The following is a 15701-nucleotide window of genomic DNA, read 5'->3' as shown; positions in this document are numbered from 1 at the left end:
TCGCGTCGGCTCCGCCGACGCCGTCATGCGTCGGCCCTGCCGGCGCCGAAGGAGAACAGATGCACACCACGACCACCATGCGCCGCATGCCCCGCAGCGCCCAGCGCCCCGTCGTCCTGCGCGACCAGAGCGCCGGCCTGCGCTACCTGAGCCTCTCGGACCGCTCCACCGACCTCTCCACCACGTGGAAGGACGGCAAGGTCTACCCCGTCATCGAGGTGGACCTCTCCTCCGAGCACCGCCCGGAGCCCCAGCCCGAGCTGGTCTGAACGATCGACCGCTGAGCGATCGACCACGAAGGCCCCCGGCCCGCGCATCCGCGCGGGTCGGGGGCCTTCTTCTGCGTGTGGGTCAAGAGGGACTCGAACCCTCCCGGGAGGTCAGCCCGACGTGCCAGTTTCGGCAATGAGCTGCACGGATGAGGTTGCCGGGGTCTCCCCGGATGGGGCCGAATCGGAAGCAGTTGTGCTCAAATTGTGCTCACGTCGAGCGCTCTGTCGCACGCCGTCGAGGCGCTCGGCGACGTCGTCGAGGTCGGAGTCGAACAGGTCGGCGTAGGTGTCGAGGGTGAGGGCGGCGGACTTGTGGCCGAGCATCCGCTGGAGCGACTTCACGTTCGCGCCGGCGGAAACCGCGAGCGACGCCGCGGTGTGCCGCAGCTCGTGGGGCGACATGTAGGGCAGGCCGACGGTCGTGAGGGCGGCCTCGAGCCAGTCGACGCGGACCTTCCCCGGGCGGTCCGGCCGCTCGGCGGACTTCCTCGGCGCGATCATGTATCCGCCCTTCGTCCGCGCCGGCGGGAACAGCAGCCGATCGGGCCCGAGGTCGTCGGGGTCCGGCAGGTCTCGGATGTGCTGGGCGAACTCGGTGTACACGGACTTCGGAAGCGCGACAGAGCGCCGCTGGTGCCCCTTCGTGTCCGTCACGTGCCACTCCCCCGCCGTGTACTCGACAGCGCGCTGCACGAGCAGCCGGCGCCGCACCTGGTTCACGTCCCGCACGCGCAGCGCAACGGCCTCACCCCACCGCAGCCCCGTCCACGCGAGCACGAGGAACAGCATCCGCCGCGGCGCCCAGACCGTCTCGGCGACGACCTCGACCTCGGCGGGCTCGAGGTACCGCCTCGGCGCCGACACCTTCTTCGGCAGCGCGACCCCGCGCGCCGGGTTCCGGGCGAGCCGCCGATCCGCGACCGCGTCGTCCAGCACCCCCGCGAGGATCCCGTACGCCCGGATCACCACGCTCGCGGACTTCTCGTCCGCGAGCTCCGCGACCCAGTCCCTCACCGCGGTCGACTTCACCGCCGAGATCCTCACCTCGGCCCACCGCTCCTCCACGTGCGTACGCCACGACGACTCCAGCGTCGACCCGTACGTCTTCGACGACACCGCCTTCTTGTGGTCGAGCCACGGCCGAGCGATCTCCCCCACCGTGACCCGGCCGGCGGCCTGCGCGATGAACGACCCGTCGGCCTTCGTGCTTTCCTGCTCAACGAGGAAGTCCTTCGCGTCCCGGAGCGTCCGGAAGCCGCGCTTCATCGTGAGCTTGTGCTCGTCGGTCCGATACCGCACCAGGTACCGGGTCGCCCCGGTGCGCCTGTCCTCGTACTTCTTCACCTGCGGATGGGTGGTGGCCGTGTAGAACGGCATGCCCCTCATCTCCTTCCTGCGGCCTCGCCTCTGCCCCTCCATGGCTCCAGTCGAGTACGCGGGCGGGGCGCTGCGCTCGCCGTCGAGCGTGGGTTTACCTACCTTGGCCGCATCAGTCTTCTGGGTCGAGCAGGGTGAGCTGCTCGGCCTCCTTGGACGGGCCGGAGATGGCCTCGATGGACTTCAGGACTCGTGCGTCCTGCCGGCGGGCGTCGACCATTCCGTCGATCCGGTTCTCGAGGTACCGGACCCTCACGTGCTGGTCCGGTATGGCGTTGAGTTGGGCGACTTGCTCGAGCATCTCGTCTTCGTGGACGGTGATGGCGATCGGCCGATCAGAGGACGGCGCGAGGTACAGCATGTGGGACGACTTCCGGAATCCGTCGAGCAGGCCAGTTTTCGTGACCGGCGTGGGGACCACGGGCTGTTGGTCGATGACGGCCGCGAGCCTGACCGCGCGATCCGGCGTGAACGTGAGGTCGACGGGGCGCCGTCCGCGCTCGCGCACGTCCCCCTCGATCTCGAAGTTGCCGTCTCGGACGGCAACCGCCACGGATCGCAAGGGGCTGCGTGCCGTCGGCGGGAGTTCCTTCACCATCCGGTCGAGCGGGAGGTTCGTCTCGAGCCCGGGAGTCGCCGCGGAGAGCAGTTCGGCGACGGTCCGCAGCGCGTTCGACTCCTCGGATGGTTGATGGAACGCCGGGCGGACCTCCTCGGGCACCTCGGGGCCTCGCCTCGAATGACGCGGCCGGACGTTGGGTGCCTCGATCACGAGACGCACGGATCCTGGCATCACGCCGCGGACGAGGTAGTCGTTGCTGAGCTTCGGGAGCTGTCGCGCCTGCTTCGCGATCTCCTTCGAGGCATCAGTGACGCCGGACAGCAAGGACGCGACGTAGTGCGCGACTATCGAGTGCTCATGGACGCCGTCGCCGCCTAGGTGCATGTCGAACACGGCGCGGGTGGGCCCGAGCTTGAAGCGGATGTGCTGCATGACGAGGGGGTTGCGCCCCCACGCTTGCGTGAGCTCGCGGAGAAGGTTTGGATCGTCGGCGCCGACCTCGAGGATGATCTCGTCGATCTCGTCGTAGACGGCCTTCATGGGGTCGTTCTGCTCGGTCACACGATCACCTCCACGATGCCCTTCTCCGTACCAGGGATCAGCTCCCCGGTGTCCTCCCAGTCATTGCCCCAGCCCCGCTGCCACTGCTTCTCGTACATCAGGGTCTCGCTGACCGCGAACCCGTCGACGAGACCTCCCATCGGCTGGAGCCGATCCAACTGGGTGAGGCGCTCGTCCCCGACGGCCTTGAAGTCGATGTGCTGAAGCGTCTGCAGCTCGAAGGTGGACCGGTGTCCGTCAGCTCGAAGGTTCTCGATCCGCCCGACGGGTGTCCAGGCGAGCACGTCAAGGTCGCCGGGTGGCTGCCTGTCCGTGATGAAGCTGCCCCCGAACCAGAAGCGAACCGGCTCGTAGCGTTCGATGGCGAGCTCTCTCCAGATCTCGAATGCGTGCCAGATCCGTGCCCGGTGCGGGGTGGTCACAGCGTAGTCCTGGAGGGCCCCGAACGAGGTCTGGTGGACTCCGGGAGTGAGCTTCCCCGTCCCGGGGTCCTGGAGCGCCCTGAGCCCATCAGCGTCAACGCTCATGCGTCGTCCCGCGGCGTCTCTTCACTGCGGCGTGTCCCCATGTCCTCGTTCCAGGCCTCGCCGCTGGTACCACCGGGGCTGTGGAAGCGCCCTCGAAGTCGCAGTCTCTCGGTTCCGCTACGGTCCTCACATCAACTCCCCCTCGACTCTGAGCATGAGCGTGGGCCCGGCCTCGATGATGCCCCTCGCGACGCTCACGTCGCCCCGTGATGCCTTCCGGCGGACGAGCGGGAGCACGGAGCTGCTCACGGTCTCGCTCAGGTGCCCGATGACCTGGCCGCTGATCGCCGCCTCGATCAGTGGAACGTCGCGTCGCGCGTTCGCCTTGTGGACGGCGCGCAGCGTGACGGCGACGGCCCCACGACCCCGGTTGTTTGCGAGCGCCGCCACGAGCGACTCGCCCTGCTTCTCGAGCTTCACCTTGACCGGTCTGCCTTCGGGGAGCACGGCGGCGTTGCTCGGGATCCGATTGACGGGGGCGATCAGATCAGCGGGCGGGAGGGACAACCATCCGGCGTAGCCCCACCGGCCGCGTTCGTCGCTGTAGGCCCCGTTCATGGAGATGGGGGCGTGGATGCTGTAGCCGCTGTCGCGGAGCGTGCACAGGTCGTCGAAGCACCGGGCGCTCTCGTCGCTGGGGAAGTAGCCCGCGTGGCCTCCGTTGACCCAGATCGCGACGGCGTGGCCTTTGCCGTTCGGGTTCGCAGGGTCGGGGTACAGGGTCGCCACGGCTCGCGCCTTGTGCCAGGCGCCGTCCGGTGGCGCATCGGCCAGAGATTCTGCGTAGGGTTCCCGCCGCGCAAACACGCCCTCGACCTTGAAGCTGTTGCCCGCGTGCTTTCCCCAGGCTTCGAGTGCGATCCCTCGGGGCGGCGGTGGTCGATGGTCGGCAGCGGCTGCCTTCGCGTAGTGGTCGAGGTCGGCCTGACCCAGGTAGCTGGCGATCACCTGGAGGTCGCGCTCGGTGAAGGTGTCCAGGCCGACGAGCTTCGCGGAGACGCCCGGCACCCAGAGCCCCATCTGCGCGTACTCGTTGTCGTCGAGATTCCTGGGGATCCCTCGGGCGCGGAGGTCGGCAGCGATGCCCATTCGGATGAAGTGGTCGCGTCCCTGCGCGAGGAAGGACTCGCCGCTCATGCTTCGTCCCGAGGTGCCTTTTCCGTGCGGCGTGTCCTCATGTAGTCCGACCAGAGCTCGTCGCCCTCGCCGCTCCCCTCCGCGCCAGCGGACGTAACCCCATCTTCGACAGCTGGATCTTCCACCTGGCCGCCGCTGGTCGGTGCCGAAGGATCGAAGGTCGGCGACGGAGCGTAGTCGTCGTCATGGTCGATTCGGCCTGGGTGGCTGCGTTCGGGCCGCGGTCGACGTGTTGGTGGTTGGAGTTCCCGCTCTTCCCAGTTTTCAGGCACATCACGCATCTCCCGTATGACCGCCAGCAGGATGCTGCGGTCTCGTTCCGAGAGGTCCGGGTCTCGCGCGATCGCGACGGCGGCGCCGGCCTCTGACTTGCTGAGGTCGTGAACGCCCATGGACTCAAGGAGTGCGACTCCCACGACTCGTTCAGGCAAATCGAGTCCCTCCGCCAGTGCTCGGATCGTTTCGTAGGACACCGAGCGGATGGACTGCCGCTTGAGCTTGCCTAGGTACGCGTTCGACAGGTTCAGCTCCGCGCGCTCGATGCGCCGAGCGATCTCGCGAAGCGTCCACCCTCTCGAGTCCTCGACCGACTGGATCAGTTGGCCGAGCGGGTGCAGTTCGTTCACGGCGGCAATCCTCAGACGGTAGGCAGCGTGTGGCGAATCCACCGGGTACCGGCTCGCCGTCACCAGTGGACACTAGAAGTTTCGCAGATCGTTCCCTCGAACATACGTCTACGGAGCATGTGGCGCGGATACCTTGCGATAAGTCCTCTCTTGCGCGTGGACACTAGAGGGTGTTTACTGCATCCTGTCAGTGGACACCCGACCACCAGGAGGATTACGATGCATCTCGTCACCACGGCACAGGCAGTAGGAGCGATCTGGATGGAGCTCATCGACCGCGACAAGCTGGTCCGGCGCATGAAGAAGCTCGGCGTCTCACAGCGCGAGCTGGCTAGAGCAGCTGGCTGGAAGTCGCACAGCTACATGCGGCGGCTCATCACCGGCGAAGCCAAGACCCTGAACACGGATCCCGCACTACGCATCGCGTATCGACTCCAGCTCGACGTCGACGACATTTTCGTGACTCGAGTGTCCACTCCGGCGACGCAGCTGCCCGCTCCGGGGAAGCGCCCGTTGGTGGAGACCCGTCACCGCACAGCTGCTTGACCCGCCCCGACAGCACCTCAAAGGAGACGAGACCCATGACCATCACCCCCATCCCCGAACCCCGCGCGGTCGAGGGAATCCGCGAGCAGATCACTACCGCGCTCGCCGCCCGTCGCCCGGCCGAGCTCGAGCTCGTGTACCCGGCGCCCGGGTTCGGCTCGGACGAGGTCTGCGCGTACTGCGGAGCGTTCGAGTCTGACGAGGACGCCGAGCGCCGCACCCGCGAGCACGTGCTCCATGACCTGTTAGCCGTCCACCGCGCCGCGGAGGAGCTCGCGCGCGAGTTCCGCGTCGCCTCCCCCGGTCGTGACGACGACGTCTACGACCTGCTCTGCGAGCTCGACCAGATCGACCGCGCGGACCGTGCCTGGGGTGAGGCGGCGTGATTCAGAGCAAGGCGAGCGACTCACTCGTCGGGGTCGTGGAGGAAGTCATTGGGGCAGTGCTTGTGCGCCACCCCTCCCTTCGACTTCCAGTAGAGACGCATGGTTACCCAGGTCTGCTGACCGGCCAGGCCAGGTGGCGCTACGAACGTGTGTTTCAGGGTGGCTCGAGCCTCCCTCATGTCCTTGCGGTACTGGCGCACGACTTCAGGGAACTCGAGTCGGATGACCCCACCCGCGCCGACGTGCTCGACCTGGACTTCGCGCTTCGTGCCGTCGATCTCGACGAATCCGTGCACATCGATGGCTTCGTCGTGGCCCGTGTTCCAGACGGCGTAGGTGTTGCCCTCCCAGCGGCCGTCCCAGTCGACGTCGTGGCTCTCCTGTACCTGCGTAAGCAGCCCACGCGAGATGCCATTCGCGTCCTCGGCCAGCTTGCGCGTGTCTACAGCTGCGCCCTTGACCGCCTTGAGGTCAGCGCCGAGACCGTCAAGGCGCTTCGCGAGTCGCTCGGCCTCATTCTCGGCGTTCTCCGCTCGACCGTTGGCCGCGTGTCCTTGCCGCCAGGCGATGCCGCCGAAGACGAGCGAGATGAGGACGCCTACGAGCGCGATCCAGTTTCCGACGCCGAGTGCGCCTAGCGCAGACCACATCTGTTCCGCCTCACCCATGTCCGCAACGAGCTCGAGCACCGCGAATACCGGGCCAGCTCACGAAGAAGCGCCCCCGCCATGCAGGGCGGGGGCGCGCGATCCCCGGAAGGGAACGACTCTCATGACCCAGCTTACCTTGCACACGGAGGGGAGCCCGTTCGACGCGATCAGGCGCGCGGGCCCCGACGGCACGGAGTACTGGTCGGCCCGTGAGCTGATGCCGCTCCTCGACTACGACAAGTGGGAGCGCTTCGCGGATGCCGTCGAGCGGGCCCGGGCGGTCATCATCAACCAGGAACTCGACCCCGAGATCGAAGCTTCCCGCCTCCGGGAACCTTCGGGCCTGACCCGGCAGATGCGCGAGGACTTCCACCTGTCCCGCTACGCCGCCTACCTCGTCGCGATGAACGGCGATCCCCGGAAGCCGGGCGTCGCCTCTGCGCAGTCGTACTTCGCGATCCGCACCCGTGAGGCCGAGCTCGCGCCGACGGCGCCGAGCACTCGCGAACTGACCTTCGAGGAGAAGACCCTCGAGGTCCTGTCGGGGCTCACGGCCCGCGTGGACGCCCAGCACCGCGAGCTCGAAGCCCAGCGTCCCCTCGTCACCCGTGCTCGGACGTACGAGGCCCACGCTGGCGACCAGAACCGGCAGGAGTTCGCCCGGGAGATCTGCAAGGCCCTCCGCGAGCAGCACGGCATCACGGTGACGCAGCTCGCCGTCTACGAGTTCCTCGGCCGCAAGCTCCACCTCTTCGTCGTCGGCGACCGACGCGACCACGGCCACGCCACCTCGCACGCCGAGAAGAACGGTTACGCGGTCACGGAGAAGGGCACCACCGAAAAGGGGTTCAACTTCGCGACCGGACGACTCACCCCCAGGGGCCAGGCCTACGCGTGGGAACGCATCGTCGCGTTCGCCCGCGAGCACGGCCATCTCGACTTCAAGGAGACGAACGCAGCATGAAGCACTACATCTATCGGCCCGTCGCGACCGAGGACGACGGCCCCCAGTTAGAGGGCGATTTCGGCACCTTCGTCGGGCAGAACCTCGGCGGCCGGCAGGTCGGCTACTTCTCCCGCTCCTCGGCCGTCGCCGCCGGCCATGGATCCGGCCATCCCTTCATGATCGAGCGCTCGAACCCGGTCACATTCGGCCACACGCTTCCCTCCCCCGAGGAACAGGCCCGAGAGACCACCGCGCGCCTCGGCGCCGCCCTCGCCGAACTCGTCCTCGCAGGCAACACGGCCGCGGCCCACGCCCTCGCAGAGGAGATCGCACGATGAGCCCCCAGACCCCCACCCAGTACCTCCCCGAGCTGTTCGCCTGGCTCCCCGACGGAGGCGCGGTCGTGAACCCATCGGTCGACGGGAAGACGGTCGGCATCGTCCTCGACCTCGAGCACGGCGACCTGACGGGCCACCACTTCCTCGAGCTCGACATCCCCTCGGCGGAGTCGCTCGCCATCGGTCTGGCCGCCGCGCTCGCCGACGCGAAGGAGCGGAACCGATGACCAAGCCCCGCCGCCACCGCGGCACCCCGCACAAGACCGCTCGCGCAGAGCTACGCGCCCTCAAGGCCCGGCTCTCCGACTACCACCGGCCCACGCACAAGAAGGAGAAGGCGCGATGACCGCGAAGCTGCACTCCCTGGACACATCGGCGGCGGCGCCGCGCTCGCCGTGGATGGACGAGAAGGACGTGGCCGACTGGACGGGCTTCACCCGTGCAGCCCTGCGGTCGATGCGCTACGAGGGCCGCGGACCAGCGTTCTCGAAGCCGGGCAACCGGATCCGCTACCGCCTCGAGGACGTGGAGGCGTGGATGAAGACGGGCTCCTCGCGCCCTCGGGTCGAGCGGAGGCGGTCGGCGTGATCGTCCTGATGCTGCTGGGCGCCCTCGCCCGGGTGCTGCTCCTCGCGGGCCTGATCGCCGCGGCCGCGTTCCTGACGTGGGACGCGCTCGCCGGCCCGTCGGCGCGCACCGCGGCGCGGCGTGAGGGGGACGTGGAGTGATGGCTGGCCGTCGAGGGGTCGCGACACGGCCTGCGCGTCCCGCACCAGAGTGCGAGACGTGCGGTGCGTACGTGTGGTGGGCGTGGGGTCTGCACGGGAAGGTCTGGACTCCGCTCGCCCCTGAGCAGTACCCGATCGACGGCACGTTCGGGACGTACGAGGTGTGGCAGGACGCCCACGGTGGGCTGCTGTGCCGGCACCTGGGCCCGGGCGAGCGGGGCGTCCAGTCCCGCTCCTGGCGGGGCGCGCACCACAACGCGGCGTGTGGCCGCTGGCGCGCTGAGGCCACAGCCGGACTGGTGAGCGAGTCGCTGGCCGCGGTGCCGGCGATGACGGATGGAGACCTCCTCGCGCTGGGCAGGCGCCTGCGCGAGGTACAGGACGGGATCTCGGCGGAGCTGCACGCGCGGGCGCTGGCAGCAGACCGGGACTGAGAAGGAGACGAGGAAGACGATGGAGCAGATCACCCTGGTGCAGATCGAGAAGCTGCACCCTCACGAGTACAACCCCCGGATCGACGCCGCCCAGGTCGAGGACCTGGTCGCTTCGGTACGCGAGCACGGCATCGAGGTTCCCCTCGTTGCCGCGCCGGCCGCGGGCAACGGCGACGAGTACGTGGTGCTCGGCGGCCACCGCCGCCTCACCGCGGCGCACGAGCTCGGCCTCACCGAGGTTCCGGTGCAGATCCGGGCGGACCTCACCGACGCGAAGACGCAGCTGGCGTTCATGGCCACGGAGAACCTCATGCGGGACCAGCTCTCCGCCGTCGAGGAGGCTCGCCTGGTGCAGGACATGCTCGACCTGGGCATGACCGAGGCCGAGGTCGCGAAGCAGACCGCGCTCGGCCGGGCACGGGTGAAGGAGCGCCGGCGGCTCGGTCGGCTCGCGGAGCAGACCGGGGAGAAGGTCCACCGTGGCCAGATCAGCGTGGACCAGGCGCTGATCATCGCGGAGTATGCCGACGACGAGGAGTCCGCGGCGAGCCTCGAGGAGGCCGCGGGCACGTACAACTTCGACTGGGCGGTCTCTCGCGCGAAGCAGCGCCGCGAGCAGGTCCGGATTCGCGAAGAGGCGGAGCGGTCCGTGAAGGCAACGGGCGCCCGCCTCGTCGACTTCGACACCGACATGGTCGGACTGGACGAGCTGATCTCCGAGGGCCGCTGGGAGACCAAGAAGCTCGAGGAGGCGGCGGCCGACGAGATCGGCGCCGACGAGTGGACCGACCTGGTCATCGCCGAGCACCGTTCCTGCCCGGGCCACGCCGCCCGCCTCACGTACGGCAACCAGCTGCAGTACGGGTGCGACCAGGCCGAGACCCAGCACCCGGCGACCGCCGCAGCGGAGACCGCGGAGGAGCCGGCGCCGGATCCGTGGGACGAGCTGACCCCAGAGGGCTTCGAGGCCGCCGCGATCCACCGCCTCACCTGGCTCCGCTCCCACCTGCCGGCCCTCGACCTGACCGACTGGGTCCACGAGCGCACGGTCGATGCCGTCGTCTCGTCGGCGTGGACCAGCTATGGCGACAACACCCAGATGATCGGCCTCCTGGAGGGCATCACCGGCGCCGAAGGCAAGAACGCCGTACGCAAGGCCCTCGACAAGCTCCCCACCCCGGCCCTCACCTACCTCGACGTGAACCACTGGAACCTCGTCCGCGACCACGACGGCATGGCCCGCGGCCGCAACGGCTCCTCCTACTGGGGGCCGGCGTCGTCCATCCGCAAGCTGCTGACCCTCACCGCGTACGACCCCTCCCCTGTCGAGGCCCGCGCCTGCGAGCTCGCCACCGGCACCACCTGGGACGGCGACCCCGTCGAGGCCGAGGCGGGTGAGGCGGCATGAGCACCATGACCCGCTTCCGCGTCTACGGCACCGAGTTCTGCAACCACCTGCAGGCCGTCGCCTTATTCCAGGCAGACGCCCGCAAGATCCCCCAGTACGCCGCCGTCCGCTGCATCGCCCGCACAGACGGACTCACGATGATCGCCCACAACGGCCTCTCCTGCGCCGTCGCCGACCTCTCCACCCTCGACCCCGAGGGCGCGGGCCTGTTCTCCATTCCCACCACCCAGGTCAAGGCCCTCCTCGCGATCTTCCACCGCAAGCTCCCGAAGGGCACCCTCCCCGACGAGTACGTCCTCGAGGTCAAGCTCACGGCCCGGACCCTGACCGTCACCGACGTCTCCGGCCTCTTCACCGGCGACGAGTACGTGATGGCGCTGCCCGACCCCGACAGCCTCGAGCCCCACGAGGAACCTGAGGACGCGCACACCATGCGGGCGGCCGCATCGGCCCGCGGCGCCCTCGCCGACGCCGCACCGACCGACCTCACCGACGGCGTGCACTTCTCCCCCACCGAGCTCGGCCGCCTCGCCCGCGCCGCGGGCACCCTCGGCTGGAACCTGCACATCCGGCCCGTCGGCCACATGCTCATCGCGCCCATCGCCGAGACGTTCGTCGCCGCCACCTACGCCGAGCTCAACGACCGCCCGGCCGACGGCCCGCACGCCCCGTTCATCGACGAGCGCGCGCTCGCCGATGTTCGTCGGCGGCTGGACGAGATCGTCGAGCAGGGGGCCTTGTGATGCTGAAGCTCGACACCGCGGTCGTGTTCGTGGACACGGAGACGACGCACCTGGACACGTGCAAGGCGAGGGCGTGGGAGGTCGCGCTGATCCGCCGGGACCCGCTCAAGCGGGAGCAGCGCGCGCACTTCATGATCGCCGGCATCGGCCTCGAGGACGCCGACCCGGTCTCCCTGGAGGTCGGCGGCTTCGAGCAGCGCTACTACCCGGGCCGGCCGGGCGCAGGCTGGGTCACCGAGGACCACGCGGCCCAGATCATCGCCTCGTGGACCGCCCCGTACCTCGGGCAGCCTGCGGTGCTCGTCGGCTCGAACCCGGCGTACGACGCCGAGGTCCTCGCGGCCGTTCTGCGCCGTCACGGCCTCGAGCCCGCCTGGTACCACCACACGTTCGACCTGCACACCGCGACGGTCTTCCACCTCGCCGGGGACTACGAGCGTGCCGTCGGGCCCACCGACCGCGCCTACGACCTCTCCGAGGCGCTCGGCGCCGACCGCCCCGCGGACGACGACCGGCACACCGCAATGGGCGACGCCCAGTGGGCCGCCCGCTGGTGGGACGCACTCATCGAGGACGTGGAGGTCGGGCCATGAGCGACCACGGCACGAGGTCCCACTACCGTGCGGGCTGCCGCTGCGACGACTGCCGAGCAGCGAACGCCGCCTACGACCGCGCGTACCGCGCCGGCCACCGCGAGCACGGCACCCGCGCCGCCTACACCAGGGGCTGCCGCTGCGACGCCTGCAGGAGCGCGAACGCCGAAGCCCACCGTGCCTGGCGAGCCGCCCACGGCGCGACCCCGCGAATCTCGCAGGAGGAGATCGAGTACCGCCTCGACGAGCTCGAGCACCTCCTCGAAGGATCCGTCTACCCGCCCGAGGCATGCGCCCGCGTCGGATGGAAGGTCGACGCCGCCGAGCGGTACGCCTCGATCAACGGCCGCGACAGCGTCGCCTCCCGGCTCGCGGGGGTGAACGCATGACCGACCACGGCTCCGAGACCACGTACGCCGACGGCTGCAGGTGCGACGCCTGCAGGAACGCCCACCGCAGGCACATGCGCCGCCCCGAACGCGCCGCCACCCGCACCGACCACGGCACCCCGACCTGCTACTCCGCGGGCTGCCGCTGCGCGCCCTGCCGTACCGCCCACGCCCACCAGACCGAGGGCTACCGCCATGGCGGCCTCTCTCCCGCCGAGCGCTCAGCGCTCCGCGCGAAGGCCGCACGCGACCGCGCCGCCAAGACCTACCCCGACACGTTCCTGGTGCTCGTCCCGCTGCCACCCCGTATGAAAGAGGCCCGCGCCCGCCGCTACGCCCGCTCCGTCGTCCTCGAGCTCCCCGAGTCTGATGCCGTCGAGTTCTCCGGCGACTGGACCTGGCGGATGATCACCCGCCCGACTGGCCGCTACATCGCCGGCCGAGTCCCCGCCCGCTCGTCCCGCCCTGCCTCGCAGGACGAGGCGGCGGCGCTCGCCGCGGCCGAGGTGTACGGCGACCATGTGCCGGCGTTCGCGCGGCTGGTCCGGGGAGAGGTCGCCCGGTCCGAGGGGGTGGCGGCGTGATGCAGCTGCCCGTGAAGCCGGCGTGGATGGACGACGCCCTGTGTACCCAGACGGACACCGAGCTGTTCTTCCCCGGCCAGTTCGATTCCGGCACTGCGAAGGCCGCGAAGCAGGTCTGCGCGAAGTGCCCGGTCCGGGAGGCCTGCCTCGAGTGGGCCGTGACCGAGGTCGAGCACGGGATCTGGGGCGGCACCACCGACCAGCAGCGCCGGCGGATCCGCCGCGAACGGAAGGACGCCGCCGCATGAAGATCACCCACCTGCTCGCCGGACGTCGCACCGGGCACGTCCTCGCCGAAGAGCCCTGCCCGTGCTGTCCGGATTAGACCGTGACCGCCCGCCCCGGCGAGCAGACCGCCGTCGTTCTCACCCACCGCCCACTGCCCCGGAAGGCCTCGTGATGGACCACCGCACCGTGTACATCGACCTCGACCATGCCCGCCTCGAGCACTCCCGGGAGGGCATCGAGGTCGAGACGGAGACCGAGCATCTCGTCCTGAACGGCACCGCGGACGCCTTCGCGGCCCTCCTGCGTCTCGCGACGATCGACACCGCCCGCAGTGACGGGGAGGTGGCGTGATGAGCGTGCTCCACGAGCCCTCGCAGACCCCGACGACGGCCGATGTGAGATCCCGGTACGCGACCTCCTGGTACGAACCGTTCGGCGCCGCCTCCGCGGACGCACGGGACGCCTTCGACCGCTGGCTGTCCGCCCACGACTCGGAGGTCGCCGCCCAGGCCCTCCGCGACCAGAAGGAGGCTCACCGATGAGGCTGTTACGCCGCGCCCGCGCCGTGCTCGTATCGACCACGGGCACCGAGCGCATCCTGTACACGATGACCGCCGGCTATGTGGCCCTGGCGATCCTCGAGGGCGTCCGACACGAGGACGTTGCCGCTGTCGTCGGCTGCGGTTCAGCGGCGTTCCTCGCCCTCGTCTGCGCCCTCATGACTCGCGAAGCGGCGACGCTCGCACGGACGACGGCGGGGCCGCTCGGTGGGCGTGGCTGCACTCTCGTCGCATTCCATGGCGGACCGCTCGACGGTGGCACCAGCATGGTCCCCCACTCGCACGCGCCGGGGGCGCAGGTCGATGCAGTCGTCGTGCCCGTCGAAGGCGGCCGCTACGTCGCCGTGGACGTGGAGTCCACCGTGTATCGCCTGGAGTTCGAGCCCGAGGAGGCGACCGCGTGATGGCCACGTACCGCCTGAAGGTCCGCACGTCCACGTCGGCCCTCCCCTTCGCCTACCTCTCCGACCCGTACCACCTCACGCCCGACCAGGCAGATGAGCAAGTGCAGGACATGCGCCGGCTCGCCAAGCTCCGGGCTGTCCACCTGCGCGTCGATGGGGAGCTCGTCGTCATCAACCCCCGGCACATCGTCGCGATCCACCGCACCGAGATCCAGGAGGAGTCGTGATCGGTCTCTACGTCCTCGCCGGCATCGGCGCCCTGTGCATCACCAGCTGCCTGTTCGTGATCGGCCTGATCGCCGTCACCGAGTTCCGCCACCACCGCCACACCAGGAGACAACGATGACCAGCACGGCCACCGACTTCACGACCGCCCGGTTCGCGACGAACCCGGACGGGAGGATCGCCGCACGCGTGGACGACCGGGACGAATACCCGTGGATTGTCCAGGTGCCCGGGGACTATTCCGTCTGGGGACGCGACGAGGACATGGTCGCTGACGGCTGGTCCCCGCTGGACGAGACCCGCCTCCCGCGCGTCGTGACCGACAAGATGATCGAGCGCGGCAGGAACGCCTACTGGGGCGACACCTACGGCGGCCTCGCCGAGGACCGGGTGCGCGCGATCGTCTCCGCCGCCCTGTCTGCCGCCCCGACGACCGACGACGACGCGGGGATCGGGCCGGAGACTCGCGCCGCGTACCGGGATCTCCACGCCCCGACGACCGACGAGCCGACGACCGACGAGCCGGCGGACGACTGGCAGGGGCTGTTCAACATCGAGAGCCGCCGGAAGACGGAGGCGATCGCTCGCGCGGAGAAGGCCGAGCAGGAGCGGGACGAGGTGCGGGAGGCCGGTCGTCTCGCGGTCCAGCAGCGCGGCGCGGAGAAGGAGCGAGCGGACACCGCCGAGCAGGGGCTGGCCGATCTGAGCGAGCGCTATCGCGAGCAGGGCGGTGCCTTGCTCCGCGCCGAGTCCCTCACCGCCCGCGAGCATCTTGACGCCGCGTGGGAGGCCGCGCACGTGCCCGCCGACGGGACCATCCCCGCCGGGGCCGAGTACCTGTACCGCACGAGCGACTGCAGGGTCGGAATGGGGGCAGAGATGGGGGTACCCATGCCAGTGCGGGACACCTACGGACAGGAGCGTCGTCTCCTGGACCCGCCCGCGCCCGACTGGCTCGCAGATGCCGCCCCCATCGAGGCACTGCTCCGCGAGATCGAGGGCGTCGGCTTCGTGACCGACCCCGTGCTGCTCTCCCGGCACCTCGCCGAGCGCGGCGTCCGCGTCACCGAGGAGGACCGATGAACATCACCAACCGCGCCCGGACCGAAGCAGAGGCCAGATGGCCGAAGCAGCGTCACGGCGTACACGTGAATCCCTCCCTCATCCGGGATGAGTTCGTCGCTGGTGCCGAGTGGGCCGGATCCTTGCCGCCTAACGGCGCCGAGCTCGAGGCAATGGCCCGCGCGATGGCCGAGCACGAGTGCAAGGGCAAGCCCTGGGACCAGATCCACGAGAACGTCCGCGACATCTACCAACGCCTCGCAACCGTCGGCGCGGCCGCGCTCGCCGACGCGAGGCGGTCGAGGTGAAGTCGTGGCGCCCGGGCGAGCTCGTGAAGTTTCGACGGGGCCGGGTCGCGCACATCGTCGGTCGCTCCTCCGCGGGCCGTCGTGGCGCGTCGTGGCGCACAGCGTGC

29 protein-coding genes are annotated in these 15701 nt (G+C 69.7%); 23 read left to right on the top strand and 6 right to left on the bottom strand.

Features of this window, described 5'->3' with window-relative positions; translation table 11 throughout:
* The first annotated feature begins 59 nt into the window (after window positions 1–59).
* Window positions 60–269: a hypothetical protein gene (locus M4486_RS05185; protein ID WP_249480116.1), complete on the top strand. Its 210-nt coding sequence runs from the start codon at window positions 60–62 to the stop codon at window positions 267–269.
* 111 nt (window positions 270–380) lie between these two features.
* Here the strand turns inward: M4486_RS05185 and M4486_RS05180 are convergent, their stop codons facing one another.
* The 5 genes from M4486_RS05180 to M4486_RS05160 form a co-directional block, all read right to left on the bottom strand.
* Window positions 381–1649, bottom strand: coding sequence for a tyrosine-type recombinase/integrase (locus M4486_RS05180; protein WP_249480115.1), 1269 nt, complete (start codon window positions 1647–1649; stop codon window positions 381–383).
* Window positions 1650–1761: 112 nt separating this feature from the next.
* A complete protein-coding gene (locus M4486_RS05175) occupies window positions 1762–2772 on the bottom strand; it encodes a hypothetical protein (RefSeq protein ID WP_249480114.1) in 1011 nt (336 codons plus the stop codon).
* The gene (locus M4486_RS05170) at window positions 2769–3299 is read right to left on the bottom strand and encodes a DUF6932 family protein (protein ID WP_249480113.1); all 531 of its coding nucleotides are present in this window, start codon (window positions 3297–3299) and stop codon (window positions 2769–2771) included. Before M4486_RS05170 ends, M4486_RS05175 begins: the two co-directional genes overlap by 4 nt.
* A 126-nt stretch (window positions 3300–3425) precedes the next feature.
* Window positions 3426–4436 carry a hypothetical protein gene (locus M4486_RS05165; protein WP_249480112.1) on the bottom strand — a complete coding sequence of 337 codons (1011 nt, stop codon included), beginning with the start codon at window positions 4434–4436 and terminating at the stop codon, window positions 3426–3428.
* Window positions 4433–5062, bottom strand: a complete 630-nt coding sequence (locus M4486_RS05160) for a hypothetical protein (protein WP_249480111.1) — start codon at window positions 5060–5062, stop codon at window positions 4433–4435. The genes M4486_RS05165 and M4486_RS05160 overlap by 4 nt, the downstream gene beginning before the upstream one ends.
* Before the next feature lie 219 nt (window positions 5063–5281).
* On the opposite strand from M4486_RS05160, the gene M4486_RS05155 reads away from it, so the two are divergent.
* Together M4486_RS05155 and M4486_RS05150 are read left to right on the top strand one after the other, a co-directional pair.
* Window positions 5282–5608, top strand: coding sequence for a helix-turn-helix domain-containing protein (locus tag M4486_RS05155; RefSeq protein WP_249480110.1), 327 nt, complete (start codon window positions 5282–5284; stop codon window positions 5606–5608).
* Between the two features lie 35 nt (window positions 5609–5643).
* Complete coding sequence (locus M4486_RS05150) at window positions 5644–5994, top strand: hypothetical protein (protein ID WP_249480109.1); 351 nt, start codon at window positions 5644–5646, stop codon at window positions 5992–5994.
* Between the two features lie 20 nt (window positions 5995–6014).
* On the opposite strand, the gene M4486_RS05145 is transcribed toward M4486_RS05150, so the two are convergent.
* Window positions 6015–6683: a hypothetical protein gene (locus M4486_RS05145; protein WP_249480107.1), complete on the bottom strand. Its 669-nt coding sequence runs from the start codon at window positions 6681–6683 to the stop codon at window positions 6015–6017.
* An 82-nt stretch (window positions 6684–6765) separates the two neighbouring features.
* On the opposite strand from M4486_RS05145, the gene M4486_RS05140 reads away from it, so the two are divergent.
* From M4486_RS05140 to M4486_RS05055, 20 genes are all read left to right on the top strand, one after another.
* Entirely contained in the window at window positions 6766–7608 is an 843-nt protein-coding gene (locus M4486_RS05140; RefSeq protein ID WP_249480105.1) for a hypothetical protein, read from the top strand.
* Window positions 7605–7928, top strand: coding sequence for a hypothetical protein (locus M4486_RS05135; RefSeq protein ID WP_249480103.1), 324 nt, complete (start codon window positions 7605–7607; stop codon window positions 7926–7928). The genes M4486_RS05140 and M4486_RS05135 overlap by 4 nt, the downstream gene beginning before the upstream one ends.
* Window positions 7925–8155, top strand: coding sequence for a hypothetical protein (locus tag M4486_RS05130; RefSeq protein WP_249480101.1), 231 nt, complete (start codon window positions 7925–7927; stop codon window positions 8153–8155). Before M4486_RS05135 ends, M4486_RS05130 begins: the two co-directional genes overlap by 4 nt.
* Window positions 8152–8274, top strand: coding sequence for a hypothetical protein (locus tag M4486_RS19805; RefSeq protein ID WP_283257959.1), 123 nt, complete (start codon window positions 8152–8154; stop codon window positions 8272–8274). The genes M4486_RS05130 and M4486_RS19805 overlap by 4 nt, the downstream gene beginning before the upstream one ends.
* Complete coding sequence (locus tag M4486_RS05125) at window positions 8271–8516, top strand: helix-turn-helix transcriptional regulator (protein ID WP_249480099.1); 246 nt, start codon at window positions 8271–8273, stop codon at window positions 8514–8516. Before M4486_RS19805 ends, M4486_RS05125 begins: the two co-directional genes overlap by 4 nt.
* The gene (locus M4486_RS05120; RefSeq protein WP_249480097.1) at window positions 8513–8656 is read left to right on the top strand and encodes a hypothetical protein; all 144 of its coding nucleotides are present in this window, start codon (window positions 8513–8515) and stop codon (window positions 8654–8656) included. Before M4486_RS05125 ends, M4486_RS05120 begins: the two co-directional genes overlap by 4 nt.
* A gap of 71 nt (window positions 8657–8727) precedes the next feature.
* Window positions 8728–9090 carry a hypothetical protein gene (locus M4486_RS05115; RefSeq protein WP_249480095.1) on the top strand — a complete coding sequence of 121 codons (363 nt, stop codon included), beginning with the start codon at window positions 8728–8730 and terminating at the stop codon, window positions 9088–9090.
* Entirely contained in the window at window positions 8993–10498 is a 1506-nt protein-coding gene (locus M4486_RS05110) for a ParB/RepB/Spo0J family partition protein (protein ID WP_488154002.1), read from the top strand. Before M4486_RS05115 ends, M4486_RS05110 begins: the two co-directional genes overlap by 98 nt.
* Window positions 10495–11241, top strand: a complete 747-nt coding sequence (locus M4486_RS05105; RefSeq protein ID WP_249480090.1) for a hypothetical protein — start codon at window positions 10495–10497, stop codon at window positions 11239–11241. Before M4486_RS05110 ends, M4486_RS05105 begins: the two co-directional genes overlap by 4 nt.
* Window positions 11241–11834: a 3'-5' exonuclease family protein gene (locus M4486_RS05100; protein WP_249480088.1), complete on the top strand. Its 594-nt coding sequence runs from the start codon at window positions 11241–11243 to the stop codon at window positions 11832–11834. Before M4486_RS05105 ends, M4486_RS05100 begins: the two co-directional genes overlap by 1 nt.
* On the top strand, window positions 11831–12223 hold the full coding sequence (locus M4486_RS05095) for a hypothetical protein (protein ID WP_249480086.1): 393 nt from the start codon (window positions 11831–11833) through the stop codon (window positions 12221–12223). The genes M4486_RS05100 and M4486_RS05095 overlap by 4 nt, the downstream gene beginning before the upstream one ends.
* Window positions 12220–12807 (top strand): hypothetical protein, encoded by a 588-nt coding sequence (locus M4486_RS05090; RefSeq protein ID WP_249480084.1) that lies wholly within the window; start codon window positions 12220–12222, stop codon window positions 12805–12807. The genes M4486_RS05095 and M4486_RS05090 overlap by 4 nt, the downstream gene beginning before the upstream one ends.
* Entirely contained in the window at window positions 12807–13055 is a 249-nt protein-coding gene (locus M4486_RS05085) for a WhiB family transcriptional regulator (RefSeq protein WP_249481070.1), read from the top strand. The genes M4486_RS05090 and M4486_RS05085 overlap by 1 nt, the downstream gene beginning before the upstream one ends.
* 151 nt (window positions 13056–13206) lie before the next feature.
* Entirely contained in the window at window positions 13207–13386 is a 180-nt protein-coding gene (locus tag M4486_RS05080) for a hypothetical protein (RefSeq protein WP_249480082.1), read from the top strand.
* The gene (locus M4486_RS05075) at window positions 13386–13577 is read left to right on the top strand and encodes a hypothetical protein (RefSeq protein WP_249480080.1); all 192 of its coding nucleotides are present in this window, start codon (window positions 13386–13388) and stop codon (window positions 13575–13577) included. Before M4486_RS05080 ends, M4486_RS05075 begins: the two co-directional genes overlap by 1 nt.
* Window positions 13574–13999, top strand: coding sequence for a hypothetical protein (locus tag M4486_RS05070; protein WP_249480078.1), 426 nt, complete (start codon window positions 13574–13576; stop codon window positions 13997–13999). Before M4486_RS05075 ends, M4486_RS05070 begins: the two co-directional genes overlap by 4 nt.
* Window positions 13999–14226, top strand: a complete 228-nt coding sequence (locus M4486_RS05065; RefSeq protein WP_249480076.1) for a hypothetical protein — start codon at window positions 13999–14001, stop codon at window positions 14224–14226. Before M4486_RS05070 ends, M4486_RS05065 begins: the two co-directional genes overlap by 1 nt.
* Complete coding sequence (locus M4486_RS19800; protein ID WP_283257958.1) at window positions 14223–14345, top strand: hypothetical protein; 123 nt, start codon at window positions 14223–14225, stop codon at window positions 14343–14345. The genes M4486_RS05065 and M4486_RS19800 overlap by 4 nt, the downstream gene beginning before the upstream one ends.
* Complete coding sequence (locus M4486_RS05060; RefSeq protein WP_249480074.1) at window positions 14342–15307, top strand: hypothetical protein; 966 nt, start codon at window positions 14342–14344, stop codon at window positions 15305–15307. Before M4486_RS19800 ends, M4486_RS05060 begins: the two co-directional genes overlap by 4 nt.
* Window positions 15304–15594 (top strand): hypothetical protein, encoded by a 291-nt coding sequence (locus M4486_RS05055; RefSeq protein WP_249480071.1) that lies wholly within the window; start codon window positions 15304–15306, stop codon window positions 15592–15594. The genes M4486_RS05060 and M4486_RS05055 overlap by 4 nt, the downstream gene beginning before the upstream one ends.
* Window positions 15595–15701 lie beyond the last annotated feature (107 nt).

It is taken from the genome of Brachybacterium kimchii (assembly GCF_023373525.1).
In the GTDB taxonomy this organism is placed as follows: Bacteria; Actinomycetota; Actinomycetes; order Actinomycetales; family Dermabacteraceae; genus Brachybacterium; species Brachybacterium kimchii.
This window is presented reverse-complemented; position numbering and strand designations above follow the sequence as displayed.